Genomic DNA, 13,964 nt, shown 5'->3' with positions numbered 1-13,964 from the left:
CCGGGCGTCACCGCCCCTCCGGCGTTCTACCTGGTGAGCGGCCTTGCGTCAATGGATCTTGATCTTCAAGCAGCGACTGCAACGCAGCCCTTACCTCGGGCCAGGCCGCCGAGAGCGGGTCGATCAACCCGAAGTGCTCGCATTCCGGCAGCTCAACGAGGGTGACCGGGGCTCCGGCGGCTTGTGCGGTGGCAGCATATGACCTGCTCAGAGCGATCGGCACCTGCCGGTCCCGCATCCCGTGCACGATCACCGTCCGCGTCCGTGCCGGCACCGAGCTGCGGGGGTCGGCCACCGCGTACCGCTGCGGGTGTTCGGCCGGGCCGCCGCCGAGCAGCGCGGCCACCGCCCCCGAATCCAGATCCAGCCGGTACGCCTCGACGAGGTCGGCGACCGGTGCCAGCGCCAGCACCCCGCCCACGGCCTGCGGGACGTGTGCCGCCACGTGCAGCGCGAGCTGCCCGCCCGCCGAGTGCCCCAGCAGCAGCGGCGGCCCCTCGGCGACCTGCCCCGGCAGGGCGCGCGCCGCCAACCCGGGCAGCGCCGCCACCCCCGCCCGCACGTCGGCGAGGGTGTTCGGCCACCCCCGTCGGGCTGACCGGTGCGCCGGTACTCCAGCTGGGCCACCGGCCACCCCAGGTCGGCCAGCGCGGCGGCGAGCGGGCCGGTGTGGGTGCGGTCGTACCCGGCCCGCCAGAAACCGCCGTGCAGCACCGCCACCAGCGGGCGGACCGGACCACCCCCGGCCGGCCGGCGCAGGTCGACGAGCTGCTCCGGCCGGTCGCCGTAGCGGACGGTCAGGTCCGGCGGTGGGGCGGGCCGGGTGAGCACGGCACGCGGGTCGGTGGGCATGCCGGCGACGGTAGCGCGGCCACCGCCGCGACGGCGTCCCCGCCGGCCGCGCCCCGTGAGCGACCTCACCGAGGGTGTTCCCGCTGCCCATGGGCGATGTCGGGGCCGGTGGCGGTCCGGGCGCGTGCGGCGGGACCGGGTGGGTAAAGATGGGTGCCATGACCGAAGCGCATTCCACTGGACAAGATGACGAGCCGGGCCGCGCGGACGGGCAGTCGGGCACCGTGGTGGTGGTCGGCCCGGACGGCCGCCCGGTCGGCACCGTGCAGACCGACGAGACCGGCGAGGACCCGACCCGCCTGGTGGAGCAGCCGGCCAAGGTGATGCGGATCGGCAGCATGATCAAACAGCTGCTGGAGGAGGTCAAGGCCGCCCCGCTCGACGACGCCAGCCGGCACCGGATGCGGGAGATCCACGCTCGGTCGATCGTCGAGCTGAAGGACGGCCTCGCCCCCGAGCTGCGTGAGGAGCTGGAACGGCTCTCGCTGCCGTTCGCCGAGGACCAGGCCCCCAGCGAGGGTGAGCTGCGGATCGCCCACGCCCAGCTGGTCGGCTGGCTGGAGGGGCTCTTCCACGGCATCCAGGCCGCCCTGGTGGCCCAGCAGATGGCCGCCCGGGTGCAGTTGGAGCAGATGCGTTCCGGTGGCCGTCCCGCCCTGCCCAGCGGCCCCGGCGCGATGATCCCCGGCATGCCCGGCATGGGGCAGCAGCCCGGTGGCGAGGGCCACAACACCGGCCAGTACCTCTGACCCCCGGCCGGCCCCGGCCGGCCTCTGACCCTCGGCCCTGCCTCCGGGTCGGTGGCCCGCCCCCGGGTCGGGGCCGCCGGCCCGGGGTCGGGCGTCGGGGCGTCGCCGCGCGGTGACGCCCCGGTCCGCTCAGCCCACCCCGAAGACCTTCTCCAGGTACGCCGCCACGCCGTCGGCGGTGTTCGCCCCGGTCACCTCGTCGGCGATCTCTAGCACGGCGGGGTGCGCGTTGGCCACCGCCACCGCCCGCCCCGCCCAGGTCAGCATCGGCACGTCGTTGGGCATGTCACCGAAGGCGAGCACGTCGGCCTGCGCCACCCCGAGCCGGGCCGCGTACCAGGCCAGCCCGGCGGCCTTGGTCACCCCGGCGGCGGAGATCTCCACCAGCCCGCTGTACGACGAGTGGGTCGCCTCGGCCAGCCCCTCCAGCGCCCCCGCCACCACCTGCACGAAGGCGTCCGGGTCCTGGGTGCCGGCGCGGGCCAGCAGCTTCACCGCCGGCACCGAGGCCAGCTCCTCGGGCGACTCGACGGCCCGGATGGCATCGTGGTCGGCGTCCCAGCGCAGCGGGTAGTGCGCCTCGTGCCGCATCTCCCGGCTGTCGACGATCTCCACCGCGAAGCTGACCTCCGGCACCGCCGCCCGCAACCGCCGGGCCACCTCGGCGAGCAGTTCCGGGGCCAGCGGGTCGGCCCGCAGCACCTGGTCGGTGTCCGGGTCGTAGACCACCGCGCCGTTGGCGCAGATCGCCGGCAGTGGGGCGGAGAGCTGGTCGTACACCGTCTGGAGCCAGCGGATCGGGCGGCCGGTGACCAGCACGACCGGCGTGCCCGCCGCGGCGATCCGCTCCAGCACCGCCGTGGTGCGGGCGCTGAGCCGGCGGTCGTCGCCGAGCAGGGTGCCGTCGATGTCGCTGGCGACCAGCCGTGGTGTCTCTCCCATCACCGGGAGAGTAGTCGGTCCAGGTAGACCGCCACCCCGTCGTCGTCGTTGCGCAGGGTCACCTCGTCGGCGGCGGCCCGCACCAGCGGGTGGGCGTTCGACACGGCCACCCGGGACCAGCCGGCCCAGGCGAACATCGGCAGGTCGTTGGGCATGTCCCCGAAGACCAGCACGTCGGCCGGGTCGACGCCGAGCCGTTCGGCGACCACGGTCAGCCCGCTGGCCTTGTCCACCCCGGCCGGGGTGATCTCGACGAAGCCGAGACCGGCCTGGGTGAGGGTGGCGACCTGCGGCGGGACGATCCGGCGGGCGGTGGCCAGCAGCTCGTCCACGTCGTGGTCGGCGGTCCGGACGAACGCCTTGATCACGTCGAGGGCGAGACATTCCGCCCGGGTGCGCGCCTCGAACCGCTCGGGGTAGGGCCAGGCCGGGTGGTAGTCGCCCCAGAGCGGCGCGTCGTGCTCGTCGGAGCCCTCGACCATGACGGTCAGCGGGCCGACGGCGGCCTCCAGGTCGGTCAGCAAACCGGCCAGCACCTCGGCAGAGAGCCGTTCGTCGCGCAGCACCACCGGGCCGGCCGGGTCGCTCTGGTCGACCACGCAGCCGCCGCCGGCCATCACCAGGTAGTCGGCGGCCCGGATGTCGTTACGGGTGAGTTCCTTCAACCGGGGGCCCCGGCCGGTGGCGCCGACCACCGGGATGCCGGCGGCCCGCACCCGGTCGAGCACCCCGTGGGTGTACGCCGAGACGGTGTCGTCGCTGCGCACCAGCGTGCCGTCGAGGTCGGTGGCGATGAGTTTCGGTAGTCCCGGGCGGGTCATCGTTCCTCCTTGCCCGCCGCCGTCCGTACCGGTCGTCCGACCCGGTGTGACGGCGGGCAGCAACCGTACCTCGCCGGAAAGGTCGTCACCACGGCTTCCCGGCGAACCGGGCGGCAACGTCCGATGGCCGCCGGACCGCCACCCGGCGTGCCGGTTCCGGCGCCGGGCGGGAGCGGGTCGTGGCCGGTGGCGGGAGCGGGTCGTGGCCGGTGGCAGGGCCGACGGGGGCCCTGGTCGAGCTCCGCTCCCGGCGACCGGCGGGGTGGGCCGCGGTGGGTGGGGCGCTCAGGCGTCGGGTTCGCGACGGGCGAACGGGACCGTCGGGGTGACGGTCAGGTCGGCGGGTACGGCCGGCCGGTCGTCCCCGCCGGGGCCGAAGCCCGTCCGCTCCGCCACGTCGCCGTCGCCGTCCGGCCGTTCGGCCGGCTGCTGCGGGACGACCGTGAGCAGTGCCGCCCCGACGAGCGTGACGGCCACGAAGGCCATCACCAGGCCCCGGCCGTAGTCCACCCGGAACCCGTCCTCGGCGGAGTAGAACACCGCCCGCTGCCCGGAGTCGTCCAACGAGAAGGCGGTGACGGTGAGCAGGACCAGCAGGGCACCCGCCACGGCCAGTCCGGCCACCCGGGCGTCGTGCCGGACCGCCGCGCTCCCCCGCAGGGTCAGCGCCACCGCCGCGCTGAGTAGTAGCAGTCCCACCAGGTACGCGATGCCGAAGCCGCCCACCTCGGCGACCCCACCGGGCACCCGGATGGTGCCGCTGCCCTCCGGACCACCGTTCGGGAGGGTCATCACCAGCCATTCCCCGGCCGCCGACGCCGTGGCGGCGACCGCGCCGAGCAGGGTCAGCACCGGGGGCAGCCGGTGGTCGCGGCGCAGCGCGGTGGGCCAGGGCCCGAATCGCCGGCCGGTGGGTCCTTCGGGGGCGTCCCACTGCGGCACGGGGCTGTCGTCCGAGCGGTCGTCCTGTCTCGGGATGGGGAGATCCTGGGACATCGGCTACCTTCCGCGTCGCGGGCCTGACCCGCATCATCCCACGTCGGAGGGCCACCGGCCGGGAGCGCCCGCCCCCGGAAGGTCGGCAGTGCGGTGCGGGTTCGACTAGCGTTCGGGTATGCCTATCCGTACCGCATCCGCACGTTGGCAGGGCAACCTCACCGAGGGCGCCGGGACCGTCCGCACCGGCAAGGGTGGCCTGGAGGGGAACTACTCCTTCAAGTCGCGCTTCGAGGAGGGCGAGGGGACCAATCCCGAGGAGCTGATCGGGGCCGCCCACGCGGGCTGCTTCTCGATGGCGCTCTCCAAGCAGCTCGCCGACGCCGGCCTGTCCGACACCTCGGTGGAGACCACCGCCAAGGTGCACTTCGACAAGACCGACGCGGGGATGACCGTCACCCGGATCGACCTGGAGACCGTCGGTCAGGCCCCGGGCCTGGACGAGGCCCAGTTCACCAAGCTGGCCCAGGCCGCCAAGGAGGGCTGCCCGATCTCCCGGCTGCTCTCCCCCGGCGCGCAGATCAGCCTCACCGCCCGCCTCGCCTCCTGACCCCGAGCCCCGGCCCCACCCCGCCCCGGGGTGGGGTCGGGGCTCACCCTCGATCCCGGTCGTCGTGGTATCCGGGCGATTCGTCGCCCCGGTGACCAGGATCGAGCGAGATCACGGTGCGGTGGTTCGAGGTGCTCCCGGTGGGCGGTCCGAGCGTGGGTGATCGGGCCGGTGGGTGGGCGGCGGGTCGGGCACAATGGGTGAGGTGCCCGTGGAGATGAGCCGTGAACGCTTCGAGGAGCTGGTCGGCGAGGCCCTCGACGAGGTGCCCGAGGAGCTGCTCCGGTTGATGAGCAACGTGGTCATCCTGGTCGAGGACGACCCGCCCGCCGGTGAGAACCTGCTCGGCCTCTACGAGGGGCACGCGCTGACCGAGCGCGGCTGGAGCTACTCGGGTGTGCTGCCCGACCGGATCTTCATCTACCGTCGGCCGATCCTGCACATCTGCGCCACCGAGGACGACGTGGTCGACGAGGTGGCGGTGACGGTGGTGCACGAGATCGCCCACCACTTCGGCATCGACGACGAGCGGTTGCACGCGTTGGGTTGGGGCTGAGCCCGCCACCCGCCTGCTCCGGCCGGTCACCTCCGCACAGGTGACCGGTTCGGTGCGTGGAGCCGGGCTTGTGCTCCACCCGGCCGATGCGGCTGTTGCGGGGGCTGCCTACCGTGGGGCGAGCACACCCCCAATCAGGAGGAAACCCAATGCGCAGCGCGCTGTTCTCCGCGGAGAACCTGGAGAAGGAGTCCGCCCAGCCCGGCATGCGGCTGCAGAACTCCAAGATGCTCAAGATCGAACTCAACGGTGAGGCGATGGCCCGGGTCGGGTCCATGGTCGCCTACCAGGGGCAGGTGCAGTTCCAGGCGCTCGGCTCGGGCGGCATCGGCAAGTTCATCAAGCAGCGGCTCACCGGCGAGGGAGTGCCGCTGATGAAGCTCAGCGGCCACGGCGACGTCTTCCTCGCCGAGCTGGCCAAGGACGTGCACATCATCGACCTGGAGCCGGGCGACGCCCTGTCGATCAACGGGTCCAGCGTGCTGGCCTTCGACTCCAGCCTGTCGTACGACATCAAGATGGTCGGCGGCGCGGGGATGGCCTCGTCGGGCCTGTTCAACTGCGTGTTCAGCGGCCACGGCCGGATCGCCATCACCACCAAGGGCACCCCGGTCGTGCTCAACGTCGACGCCCCCACCTACGTCGACCCGCAGGCCGCCGTCTGCTGGTCGGCCAACCTCCAGACCGGCTACCACCGCGCCGAGCAGCTCGGCCTGGGCACCCTGCTCGGCCGCAGCACCGGTGAGGCGTTCACCATGAGCTTCGCCGGCCAGGGCTTCGTCGTGGTCCAGCCGTCGGAGGAGCCGCCGGTCCAGGGCAGCGGCGGCCAGCAGCAGCAACAGGGCCTGCTCGGCGGCCTGCTCAGCTGACCTTCGCCGAGATGGGGGCGGTCCCGGCCGGGACCGCCCCCATCCGTCTGCGTGCCGTCGGGCGCTGCGGCAGGCGGGGTCAGCTCAGTTCGCCGGAGCGCAGCCGCGCCAGCCAGGCCGCCGCGTCGGTGTAGTCGGCGTCCGACAGGCCGGCCGGTGCCGGGACCGGCCGGTCACCCACCGCGTCGGTCCACCGGTGCCGGGGGTACGACCCGAGGAAGCGCACCTCGGCGCAGACCCGACGCAGCCCCTGCAACGCCTCACCGAGCCGGGCGTCCGCCACGTGACCGGTGCAGTCGAGGAAGAAGACGTACCGACCGAGCGCCTCACCGGTGGGGCGGGACTCGATCCGGGTCAGGTTGACCCCCCGGACGGCCAGCTCCATCAGCACCGACAGCAGGGCGCCCACCCGGTCGTGGGCGATGTAGACGGCCAGCGAGGTGAGGTCGTCGCCGGTGGGCGGCGGGGGCGGGCCGGGGCGGGACAGCAGGGCGAAGCGGGTCACCGCGTCCGGGTGGTCGGCGATCTTGTCGGCGAGCAGCGTCAAGCGGTGCCGGGCCGCCCCGATCGGGGCGCAGATCGCCGCGTCGAACTCGCCGTTGGCCGCGCCGGCCGCCGCCGCGCCGTTGGAGAGCACGTCGATCACCGTGGCGTCGGGTAGGTGGGCGCGTAGCCAGTTGCGGCACTGGGTGGACGCCTGCGGGTGGGCGGCCACGCTGCGCACCCCGGCGAGTTCGGTGCCGGGGCGCGCGCCGAGCACGAACTCCACCGACAGGATCACCTCCCGGGTGATCACCAGCGGGCCTCCCTCGGCCAGCTCGTCCAGCGTCACCCCGACCGCGCCGCCGATCGAGTTCTCCATCGGCACCAGCGCCGCGTCCGCCTCGCCGGCCCGGACGCTCTCCAGTGCCTCGCCGACACTGCGGGCGGGCGTACGACTGCCGTGCTCGGCGGCCGGGACGGTACGCAACGCCTGTTCGGCGAAGGTGCCCTCCGGGCCCAGGTAGACGTATCGGGTCGGCGGTGTTCCGGGCATGTCGCCCAGCCTACGCACCCGGTGGCAGCCCGGTCCCGGCGTCGCAGGCCAACGTCCGGATGGCGGACGGCGCGACGGCCTTGACCTCGATCGAGCAGACGTCCGTGCCGGCGGTGACCAGCCGCAGCGCCCCCGGCTCCCCCCGGCTGACCGCCTGGAGCTCCTCGTGCCCGCTGACCGCCAGCACGGTGTAGTGCCAGCCGTCGGCGCAGAGCGGCCCCTCGACTGCCCGCACCGACACGTCGCCCGGCAGCACGTCGCTGCGCAGCAGCCCGATCACCGAGTTGGCGGAGGGCCGGCCGGCGCAGGCCGTGGCGACCGTCGCGGCGGTGGGGGTCGGCTGCGGCGGGGTCGACGGCCGTGTCGGGATCACCGGCAGCGTGGGGGTCACCGGCGGCATGCCGGGCGACGTTGCCGGCGGCGCGCTGACGGCGGGTGTCGGTGGGGCGAGGGGGACCGGTGGCGGGTCTGGCGGCGGTGCGGCGCAGCCGGTGGCCGGCAGCACGGCGAGCAGGGCCACGACGATCCGACCGGTGACCGGCCGGTGGCACGGGGGACGGTGTGCGGGGTAGGGCGGCACGGGCCGATCCTCGGGGGAGTCGCGCGCGGGGGCGTCGGGACGGGGGAGCCGGTCAGATCGCGGAGAAGAAGGTGAGTGAGCCGGCGACCGACCCGTCGGTGAGCATCGGCGTGGAGATCGCGTCGACGGTGGCGTAGGTGGTGTCGTCGCCGGCCGGTTGCACCCTCAGCAGCCCCCGGGCGAGTCGACCGGAGTGCAGGGCCAGCAACGGCGGGATCTTGTCGGTCTCCTGCTCGGGCAGCTCGTGGCGGGCGGCGGTGAAGTCGAGCAGCCGCAGGCCCCCTTCGAGCAGCGGCAGGCCGACCACCTCCTCGGGAGCGCCGAGACAGAGCAGCTCGCAGCCGGCGGCGGAGATGGCGACCACCCGGGTGTCGGCGGCGATCAGGAGGCAGGGCTCCTCGGCGTGGGAGACGGTGGCTGACCACTGCCCGACGTTGTCGCCTCCCGGCCCTGTCGGCGTCGTCCGTGCGGCCGGCACGAACACGTCCGAGAGCGAGAGTTCGACGTGGGCCACCGCGCCTCCTAGGTACACCGACGGACTGTCCACGCTAGCCGGTCTTGATGACGGTCGCCGACCGCGCGGGAGCCACCGGCCGCCGGTGGGTGGATCGGGTGCCTTGGTGGGCGGCCGGCGACGGCGCGGACCGGAGGTGTCGGGGGGACCGGTGCCGCGGGGCGTCGCCGGTGACGTTACCGGCGACCTGCCGGCTTGTCAGCGGCCGTTCGGCCCTCGTCGTACCACCGGTAGTCGCCGGTGGGACGGTAGGTGCCGTTGTGCCAGGTCTGCGGTGCCTGGGCGACCCGGGACAGCTTCTCGGCGGTGGCCGGGCTGATCCGGTTGCCTCCGGCGACGAGGAGCCGGTCGAGCTCCCGGTGGGTCGCCATCATACAGTCCTTGGGCAGGCCGTAGACGCTGATGACGCCGGAGCCGACGAAGGTCAGCACCGGCGTCACCGGGATCGGCAGGCCGACCGCTGCGGTGAGGGCCTTGCTCGCCCGCTTGGCGTCCTTGCGGGCCTCGGCCACGTACGGCGGGCGCTTGCCGTTGATCTGTACCACGTCCCCGGCGACCAGCACCCGGGCCCGGCCGTGGTCGGCGATGCTCACCGCGAACAGCCCGCTGGGGCCGATGGCGAGGAACCCGGCGCGTTCGTCCTGGCCGTGGTCGCGCAGGACGTCGGAGACGTCGGTGCGCGGCCACTCGATGACGTGCCAGGCGGGGCCCAGGTGGTCGAGCTGACCGAGCGCCCGCGCCCCGGCGGCCTCCAGCCGGCGGGCGCCCCGCTCGGCGCGGCGTCGACGCGCCCACTCCAGTGGGGTGGGACGGGCCGGATCGAGTGCCGCGGACCCGTCGGGACGGGGGTGCGGCACCGCCACGGGCGGCAGTGCCCGGGTGGGTACGGCTCGACGAGCGGGAAAGACAGTCATCGCGACCTCCGGCAAAAGGTCCCTCGAAAGTTATGGTCTCACTACCCTACGTCGCCACTGTGGGGGTACGGCAAGTTGGAACGCCGGAATGAGTGCGGATGAATGCCATATTCATCCGCTGTTCTTCCGCTGAAGATCGTTCATCACTGCCCTACGCTGCGGAGGTGACCCACTACGTGGACAGCGAGGTCGGTCGACTCGGCACGGTGCTGTTGCACCGGCCGGGTCCGGAACTTGCCCGCCTCACCCCCCGCAACAACGACTCGTTGCTCTTCGACGCTATCCCATGGGTCGGCCGGGCCCAGGAGGAGCACGACGCCTTCGCCGCCGAGCTGCGCGGGCGCGGTGTGGAGGTGCTCTACCTCGCCACCCTGCTCGCCGAGACGCTCGCCGTCCCCGAGGCCCGCGCCGAGCTGACCGAGCAGGTGCTCGGTTCGCCCCGGCTGGGCGACACCCTGCGCCGCCGGGTCGCCGACCACCTCGCCTACCTCGACCCCGCCGCGCTCGCCGACGTGCTCACCGCCGGGCTCGCCCACGAGGAGGTACGGATCAGCGCCGAGCGCCCCGGCGGTCTGGTCTGGACGATGATGGACCGGCACGAGTTCGTCATCGACCCGCTGCCCAACCTGCTCTTCACCCGCGACTCGTCACTGTGGATCGGCGACCGGGTCGGGGTCACCAGCCTCGCCATGCCGGCCCGCCGCCGGGAGACCACCCTGACCGACGCGATCTACCGTTACCACCCCCGCTTCGTCGGCACCCGGGCCGTCTACCACCCGGGCCTGGAACACCTCGAAGGCGGCGACGTGCTGCTGCTCGCCCCCGGGGTGCTCGCCGTGGGGGTGGGCGAGCGAACCACCCCCGCCGGTGCCGAGCGGCTGGCCCGGCAGGTCTTCGCCGCCGGCCTGGCGCACACCATGCTGGTGGTGCCGATCGCCCAGGAACGGGCCACCATGCACCTCGACACCGTCTGCACCATGGTCGACGTCGACACGGTGCTGATGTACCCCAACGTGGCCAGCACGCTGTCGGCGTACACGGTGATCGCCGGCCCGGACGGCGAGCCCCGGGTCGACGGCCCCGCGCCGTTCCTACGCGCGGCGGCCGACGCGATGGACCTCGACCAGCTCCGGGTGATCGACACCGGCCTGGACCCGGTGACCGCCGAACGCGAGCAGTGGGACGACGGCAACAACACCCTCGCGCTGGCCCCCCGGCTCTGTGTCGGCTACGAACGCAACGTGGAGACCAACGCCCAGTTGGAGCGCGCCGGCATCGAGGTCATCCCGATCGCCGGTTCGGAGCTGGGCTCCGGCCGGGGCGGCCCGCGCTGCATGTCCTGCCCGCTGGTCCGCGAGCCACTGCGACCGCCCGCCGGCTGACCCGCTGTCCGCCTACCCCGGCGTCGTCGCCCCGGACCGGTGGGGGTGGCTCAGCGGAGGGTGAGCTGGCGGCCGAGCAGGCCCTGGCGGGCCCGGCGGCCGGCGGTGTCCAGCGGCTCCTTCTCGGCCAACGCGTCGGCGTACCGCTTGGCGAACGCGGCGACCGGCTCCTCCCACTCGGCGGCCGGAACGTCCTCCGGCAGGTCCCAGACCGGCGCGAGCCGGCCGTGCGCCCGGAACATGCCGGCGAACTTCGTGCCCTCGCCCAGGGGGAGGGCACCGGCGGCGGAGAGCCGGGAGAGCGCGTCCAACGCGGCGTCCTCGTCGTCGCCGAGCACCCAGCGCACGTGGGCCTTCTCCGGCACCTGACACCAGTAGGCGGCCCGGGCGGCGGCCAGCTTCACGGTCGGATAGATCGCGGCGTTCGCCCGCTCCAGGGACGCCTGCACGGTCGGGTCGTCGGCGGCGCCGGGATCGAGCCAGAACTCGAAACCCTCGTGCATCGTGATGTCCAGCGTGCCGTCGACCAGGATGTCCTGGAGCCGGGGGCCGGGGCCCGGCAACGGCGGCACCGTCACCGCCCCACCCGGCTCGGTACGCAACGCGCAGAGCAGCGCGTCGGCCAGGTCCCGGGAGACGTCACCGGACTGCTGGTGGCGCTGGAGACCGATGAACACCCGACCGTCCGGCTTGGTCATCGCCGGGGCGGCCATCGGCAGCACGGTCGCCAGGGTGACCGGGCGGTCGCCGTGCTCCTCGACGAGGTCCGGGGTGAGTCGCAGCGGTGCCGAGGCGGCCGGTACGAGTTCGCGCAGGGCGATCCACTCCGGTTCGTCCACCAGCCCTTCGAACGGACGGGGGACGAACACGTCCCGGATCTTCTCCCGGCGGGGGGCGGCCTCGGCGCGCTGGTTCTTTCGACGCTTGCTCACGGCGAGACAGCCTAGAGCCCGATCGGCGGCGGTGGGGGCAGGACCCGCCCCGCGCCTGCCGGGTCGCCGGTGCCGCCGACGTCGCCGACGTCGCCGATCCCGACCCGGCTGGTGGAGGGACAGGCGGACCGCGGCTCGGCCGGCGGCCGACGGCGGTGACGGGTCAGCCGGCGGCGATCAGATCCGGGCGGCAGTCGGCCGGGTCGAACTCGGCCCAGACGCTCTGCCCCAGACCGTCCCGGTCGACCCCCCACCGACTGGCCAGGCCGGCGACGATGTGCAGGCCCCGGCCGTCGACCGCGTCCGTGCCGGCGGCCCGCATCCGGGGCCCCACGCCGGCGCCGCCGTCGGTCACCCGGACGGACAGACCCGGACCGGTCGACGTGGGCCGCAGCCGCCAGGCGACCCGGACCACCCCGCCGGGCAGCGGGTCGGCGTGCCGGACCGCGTTGCCGACCAGTTCGGCCAGGACCGCCACCAGGTCGGCGAGGAGCGGCGGGGGCACCAGGCCGGCCAACTCGTCGGCGAGCCGGTGCCGGGCCAGCCGCGCGCCGGTGGCGTGGTGGGGAACCACCACACACCACGAACGCTCGACCCGTCCCGTCGACACCCCGGCTCCTTCTCGACCCGTGCCTGCTGGCGGGGTGGACCACCCCGGGTCCACCGACGGCTCACCCGCGCGGCAGCCGCACCTCTGCGACGGTACCGCCACCATCTCGTGGACGTAGGGATACCCATCCATTCTGCTGTTCAACGATCCGGCGGACGAGATAGAGACCCAACCCGGCCCCGGGATAACCCCGCCGGTCGCCGGACTCGCCCTGCCAGAACCGGTCGAAGGCGCGTTCCACGTGCTCCGGCCGGATGCCCACCCCCCGGTCGGTCACCCGGAACGACACGGTCTGCCCGTCGGCGGCCGCGAACACCTCGATCACGGCGTCCGGAGGTGACCACTTGCCCGCGTTGGTGCACAGCTCGGTCAGCACGGTGGTGAGGCTGTGCCGGTCCCCGAGCGCCTTGGGCAGGTCGACGGGGACGTGCAGGAGCAGGCGGCGGCGCAGGTCACCGGGGAGGTCCAGCACCGCCGCGCGCAACGCCCCGCCAAGGTCGAACGGCACGGCCGGCTCGTCGCCGGGGCGTACGTCGGTGGCTGAGGCGAGCAGCCGGTCGACCAGCCGGGCCAGTTCGTTGGCCCGTTGACCGATCACCCGGGCCGCCTGCCGCCGGTCGTGGTCGGTCAGCGACTCCCAGTGGTCGGTGAGGGTGTCCGCGTACCCCTTGATGACGGTGACCGGGGTACGCAGCTCGTGGCTGGTGACCGCGACGAAGAGGTCCCGGTCGGAGTCCCGGCGCTGCTGGTCGGTGATGTCGCGGAAGGTGACCACCCGCAGCGTGCCCGGGTCGACCAGCTCGCCGGAGGTGATCCGCAGCCACCGCCCGTCGGGTAGTTGGTGGTCGAGCACCTGGCCGGTCGGGGGGAGCGGGAACGGTAGTGGGCGGTTCAGTGCCTCACCGGCGCCGCGGCCGGTGACCTGGGCGGCGGCGGGGTTCCAGAGCCGGACCCGGCCGTCCCGGTCGACCACGGCCAGACCGTCGGCGAGCGCCGCCACGACCGGGCCGTCGCCGTGCACCGGCAGGCCGCTCTGGTCGCCGTACATGTGGGCGATGCAGGAGGCGAGGTAGCCGAGGGTGGCGTGCTGGACCCGGTCCTCGGAGTCCTCGCCGTCGGCGTAGAGGGCGTGCAGGCTGCCGACGGTCAGGCCGTTGAGTTCGGCACGGGCGACGATCATGCGGCGCAGGCCCCGCTCGGCCAGCTCTCCGGCGAGCGGACCGTCGAGGTGGTCCAGCCGGGTCTGCCGGACCCGGGGACCGGTGAGCAGACAGACGGTGGCCGGGTCGGAGGCGGGCAACGGGCGGCCGATGGTCCACTCGGCGCAGCCGCTGGCGGCGATCACCCGTCCCCCGGTCGGGGCGAACTCGACGAAGGCCACGCAGGCCGCGCCGAGCGCGGGTCGGGCTGCCCGCAGCAGCGCGGTGAGCACCGGCAACCCGGCCTCTCCCGAGTTGATCATCTCGATCACCGCGCCGTGGTCGGTGATGAGGTCGGCGAGATCGGTGCGCTCCGGCATGCCCCGAGTGTGCCCGGTGCACCGCCCGTCGGACATCCCCGGGCGGGGGCCGACCCGCCGCTGGGACGCCCCGGGCGCGAGCGGGCCGGTCGGGCGACGGGCCGCACCGGCCGGGCCAGTGAGGCGGCGACGGGCCGCACCG

Annotated in this window: 15 protein-coding genes and 1 pseudogene; 5 read left to right on the top strand and 11 right to left on the bottom strand. The window is 74.1% G+C overall.

All coding sequences use genetic code 11. From position 1 onward, the window contains the following. Positions 1–7: 7 nt before the first annotated feature. A pseudogene (locus ACQP2H_RS31255) lies at positions 8–852 on the bottom strand (alpha/beta hydrolase family protein). A 149-nt stretch (positions 853–1,001) separates the two neighbouring features. Between ACQP2H_RS31255 and ACQP2H_RS31250 the strand changes: the two are divergent. After that, positions 1,002–1,601 carry a bacterial proteasome activator family protein gene (locus ACQP2H_RS31250; protein WP_208565111.1) on the top strand — a complete coding sequence of 200 codons (600 nt, stop codon included), beginning with the start codon at positions 1,002–1,004 and terminating at the stop codon, positions 1,599–1,601. Between the two features lie 129 nt (positions 1,602–1,730). On the opposite strand, the gene ACQP2H_RS31245 is transcribed toward ACQP2H_RS31250, so the two are convergent. The 3 genes from ACQP2H_RS31245 to ACQP2H_RS31235 all read right to left on the bottom strand — a co-directional run bounded on the left by ACQP2H_RS31245 (position 1,731) and on the right by ACQP2H_RS31235 (position 4,360). After that, entirely contained in the window at positions 1,731–2,543 is an 813-nt protein-coding gene (locus tag ACQP2H_RS31245) for an HAD family hydrolase (protein ID WP_219465319.1), read from the bottom strand. Then, complete coding sequence (locus ACQP2H_RS31240) at positions 2,543–3,364, bottom strand: HAD family hydrolase (RefSeq protein WP_208565109.1); 822 nt, start codon at positions 3,362–3,364, stop codon at positions 2,543–2,545. Before ACQP2H_RS31240 ends, ACQP2H_RS31245 begins: the two co-directional genes overlap by 1 nt. Before the next feature lie 285 nt (positions 3,365–3,649). After that, positions 3,650–4,360, bottom strand: a complete 711-nt coding sequence (locus ACQP2H_RS31235) for a hypothetical protein (protein ID WP_219465318.1) — start codon at positions 4,358–4,360, stop codon at positions 3,650–3,652. Positions 4,361–4,478: 118 nt separating this feature from the next. Here ACQP2H_RS31235 and ACQP2H_RS31230 point away from each other — a divergent pair, with 118 nt between their 5' ends. The 3 genes from ACQP2H_RS31230 (at position 4,479) to ACQP2H_RS31220 (ending at position 6,335) form a co-directional block, all read left to right on the top strand. Continuing rightward, a complete protein-coding gene (locus ACQP2H_RS31230) occupies positions 4,479–4,910 on the top strand; it encodes an OsmC family protein (RefSeq protein WP_208565107.1) in 432 nt (143 codons plus the stop codon). 211 nt (positions 4,911–5,121) lie between these two features. Continuing rightward, positions 5,122–5,466: a metallopeptidase family protein gene (locus tag ACQP2H_RS31225; RefSeq protein WP_208565790.1), complete on the top strand. Its 345-nt coding sequence runs from the start codon at positions 5,122–5,124 to the stop codon at positions 5,464–5,466. A 149-nt stretch (positions 5,467–5,615) separates the two neighbouring features. Further along, positions 5,616–6,335, top strand: coding sequence for an AIM24 family protein (locus ACQP2H_RS31220; protein WP_208565106.1), 720 nt, complete (start codon positions 5,616–5,618; stop codon positions 6,333–6,335). Between the two features lie 79 nt (positions 6,336–6,414). Here the strand turns inward: ACQP2H_RS31220 and pheA are convergent, their stop codons facing one another. The 4 genes from pheA to ACQP2H_RS31200 all read right to left on the bottom strand — a co-directional run bounded on the left by pheA (position 6,415) and on the right by ACQP2H_RS31200 (position 9,379). Continuing rightward, positions 6,415–7,371, bottom strand: a complete 957-nt coding sequence (pheA, locus tag ACQP2H_RS31215; RefSeq protein WP_357538151.1) for a prephenate dehydratase — start codon at positions 7,369–7,371, stop codon at positions 6,415–6,417. Positions 7,372–7,381: 10 nt separating this feature from the next. Further along, positions 7,382–7,951: a hypothetical protein gene (locus tag ACQP2H_RS31210; RefSeq protein ID WP_363817726.1), complete on the bottom strand. Its 570-nt coding sequence runs from the start codon at positions 7,949–7,951 to the stop codon at positions 7,382–7,384. Positions 7,952–8,003: 52 nt separating this feature from the next. Further along, on the bottom strand, positions 8,004–8,465 hold the full coding sequence (locus tag ACQP2H_RS31205) for a hypothetical protein (RefSeq protein ID WP_208565103.1): 462 nt from the start codon (positions 8,463–8,465) through the stop codon (positions 8,004–8,006). Positions 8,466–8,641: 176 nt separating this feature from the next. Beyond that, positions 8,642–9,379: a hypothetical protein gene (locus ACQP2H_RS31200; RefSeq protein WP_219465316.1), complete on the bottom strand. Its 738-nt coding sequence runs from the start codon at positions 9,377–9,379 to the stop codon at positions 8,642–8,644. Between the two features lie 164 nt (positions 9,380–9,543). On the opposite strand from ACQP2H_RS31200, the gene ACQP2H_RS31195 reads away from it, so the two are divergent. Beyond that, on the top strand, positions 9,544–10,761 hold the full coding sequence (locus ACQP2H_RS31195; protein WP_208565101.1) for an arginine deiminase: 1,218 nt from the start codon (positions 9,544–9,546) through the stop codon (positions 10,759–10,761). A gap of 50 nt (positions 10,762–10,811) precedes the next feature. Here ACQP2H_RS31195 and ACQP2H_RS31190 read toward each other — a convergent pair whose 3' ends face one another. The 3 genes from ACQP2H_RS31190 to ACQP2H_RS31180 form a co-directional block, all read right to left on the bottom strand. After that, positions 10,812–11,693 carry a DUF5926 family protein gene (locus tag ACQP2H_RS31190; protein ID WP_433230179.1) on the bottom strand — a complete coding sequence of 294 codons (882 nt, stop codon included), beginning with the start codon at positions 11,691–11,693 and terminating at the stop codon, positions 10,812–10,814. A gap of 163 nt (positions 11,694–11,856) precedes the next feature. Next, positions 11,857–12,270, bottom strand: a complete 414-nt coding sequence (locus ACQP2H_RS31185) for an ATP-binding protein (protein WP_307799007.1) — start codon at positions 12,268–12,270, stop codon at positions 11,857–11,859. A 94-nt stretch (positions 12,271–12,364) separates the two neighbouring features. Next, on the bottom strand, positions 12,365–13,822 hold the full coding sequence (locus ACQP2H_RS31180) for a sensor histidine kinase (RefSeq protein WP_433230176.1): 1,458 nt from the start codon (positions 13,820–13,822) through the stop codon (positions 12,365–12,367). Positions 13,823–13,964: the final 142 nt, after the last annotated feature.

The sequence above is a fragment of the Micromonospora sp. CA-248260 genome (assembly GCF_050942205.1).
Classification (GTDB): Bacteria; Actinomycetota; Actinomycetes; order Mycobacteriales; family Micromonosporaceae; genus Micromonospora; species Micromonospora antibiotica.
Note: the sequence above shows the minus strand (reverse complement) of the source record. Positions and strands in the feature narration are given on the sequence as shown.

What these genes read in the sequence shown, in the direction of transcription:
- ACQP2H_RS31250 (WP_208565111.1), top strand. Translation starts at nt 1,002, where the DNA reads ATGGGTGCCATGACCGAAGCGCATTCCACTGGACAAGATGACGAGCCG.
- ACQP2H_RS31245 (WP_219465319.1), bottom strand. Translation starts at nt 2,543, where the DNA reads ATGGGAGAGACACCACGGCTGGTCGCCAGCGACATCGACGGCACCCTG.
- ACQP2H_RS31240 (WP_208565109.1), bottom strand. Translation starts at nt 3,364, where the DNA reads ATGACCCGCCCGGGACTACCGAAACTCATCGCCACCGACCTCGACGGC.
- ACQP2H_RS31235 (WP_219465318.1), bottom strand. Translation starts at nt 4,360, where the DNA reads ATGTCCCAGGATCTCCCCATCCCGAGACAGGACGACCGCTCGGACGAC.
- ACQP2H_RS31230 (WP_208565107.1), top strand. Translation starts at nt 4,479, where the DNA reads ATGCCTATCCGTACCGCATCCGCACGTTGGCAGGGCAACCTCACCGAG.
- ACQP2H_RS31220 (WP_208565106.1), top strand. Translation starts at nt 5,616, where the DNA reads ATGCGCAGCGCGCTGTTCTCCGCGGAGAACCTGGAGAAGGAGTCCGCC.
- pheA (WP_357538151.1), bottom strand. Translation starts at nt 7,371, where the DNA reads ATGCCCGGAACACCGCCGACCCGATACGTCTACCTGGGCCCGGAGGGC.
- ACQP2H_RS31200 (WP_219465316.1), bottom strand. Translation starts at nt 9,379, where the DNA reads ATGACTGTCTTTCCCGCTCGTCGAGCCGTACCCACCCGGGCACTGCCG.
- ACQP2H_RS31180 (WP_433230176.1), bottom strand. Translation starts at nt 13,822, where the DNA reads ATGCCGGAGCGCACCGATCTCGCCGACCTCATCACCGACCACGGCGCG.